Below are 1,225 nucleotides of genomic sequence, written 5' to 3' on the forward strand. Positions count from 1 at the left end.
CTAAACCGAGGGTCGTGATTCGCGATCAGGTTGAGGGGCGGGCAAGCGCGAGACGAGCGGGAAGAAAGAGCAGGGGCACCTCTCGTTCGGCTCTGTGTGCGCAGAAGACCTGAGAGCGAGAAGGCCCTGCCCCAGGGCAAAGGTAGGCAGTGGTTGAAGAGAAAGCGGCGGCAAGCGCTGCTTCGGTGGGCAGCCCGGAGCGGCTGCCCACTCACCTACCGCAGATGCCTGGCAGTAGCGGCCGTGGGACGAGGGGCCTCGTGCCATGCCGTCGCCCGAGCCCTGGAGTGCGCGACTTCGACGGTGGTGGGCGCGGTGCGTCGCTACCGAGAAGGAGGGCGGCAGGCGCTTCGAGACAGGAGGGAGAGCAACGGCCGCCCCAAGGTAGACAGCACGTTCCGCGAGCGGTTGGCGCGAGTCCTGGCGGGCACGCCCGAGGATTGGGGCTGGTGTCGTCCAACGTGGACGCGGGAGTTGCTGTGCCAGGAGATGGCGCGCCGAGGCCTGGTGCGCGTGTCGGTGGCCACCATGGGACGCGCACTCGCCTCCCTGGGGGCGCGGCTCAAGGCGGCCAAGCCCATCGTCGAGTGTCCTTGGCCCGGGTGGAAGCGACGCCGTCGACTCCACGAGTTGAGGTGTCTCGCGGTGCATGGCCCTGACAAGGAGCCTGTTCTCCACGTGGACGAAGTCGACATCCATCTCAACCCCAAGGTGGGACGGGACTGGTGTCTACCTGGGCACAGACGCGTGGTGGTGACGCCCGGCAACAACCAGAAGCGATACCTGGCGGGCGCTCTCAATGTCCGCACGGGAAAGCTGACGTGGGTGGAGGGACGGAGCAAAGCCAGCGCACTCTTCATTCAGCTTCTCTGGCGTCTGGCGAGTGCCTATCGGCGCGCTCGCCGCATCCACCTCGTCCTCGACAACGCCGCTGTCCACTCCAGCAGGAAGACTCGCAAGGTGCTCGCGCAGCTCGGCGAGCGATTCGTCCTCCACTTCCTGCCGCCCTACTGCCCCCAAGGCAATCGCATCGAGCGTGTGTGGCTCGACCTGCATGCCAATGTCACCCGAAATCACCGCTGCCGCACCATGGCCCGACTCATGGCCCGGGTGCATGCCTACCTCGCCGCTCGCTCCGCCCAGTGCTTCGCCAGTCCATTCCTGCGCCGCACCGACCTCAGGCGCACCGCCTGAGGCCGGACGAGAATTACGATCCTTGGTTTAG

Annotated in this window: 1 protein-coding gene; it reads left to right on the forward strand. The window is 66.6% G+C overall.

Features of this window, described 5'->3' with window-relative positions; genetic code table 11:
- The first annotated feature begins 96 nt into the window (after positions 1–96).
- Positions 97–1,194, forward strand: a complete 1,098-nt coding sequence (locus KRR26_RS36510; RefSeq protein ID WP_456237612.1) for an IS630 family transposase — start codon at positions 97–99, stop codon at positions 1,192–1,194.
- Positions 1,195–1,225: the final 31 nt, after the last annotated feature.

It is taken from the genome of Citreicoccus inhibens (assembly GCF_019039035.1).
Taxonomy (GTDB): domain Bacteria; phylum Myxococcota; class Myxococcia; order Myxococcales; family Myxococcaceae; genus Citreicoccus; species Citreicoccus inhibens.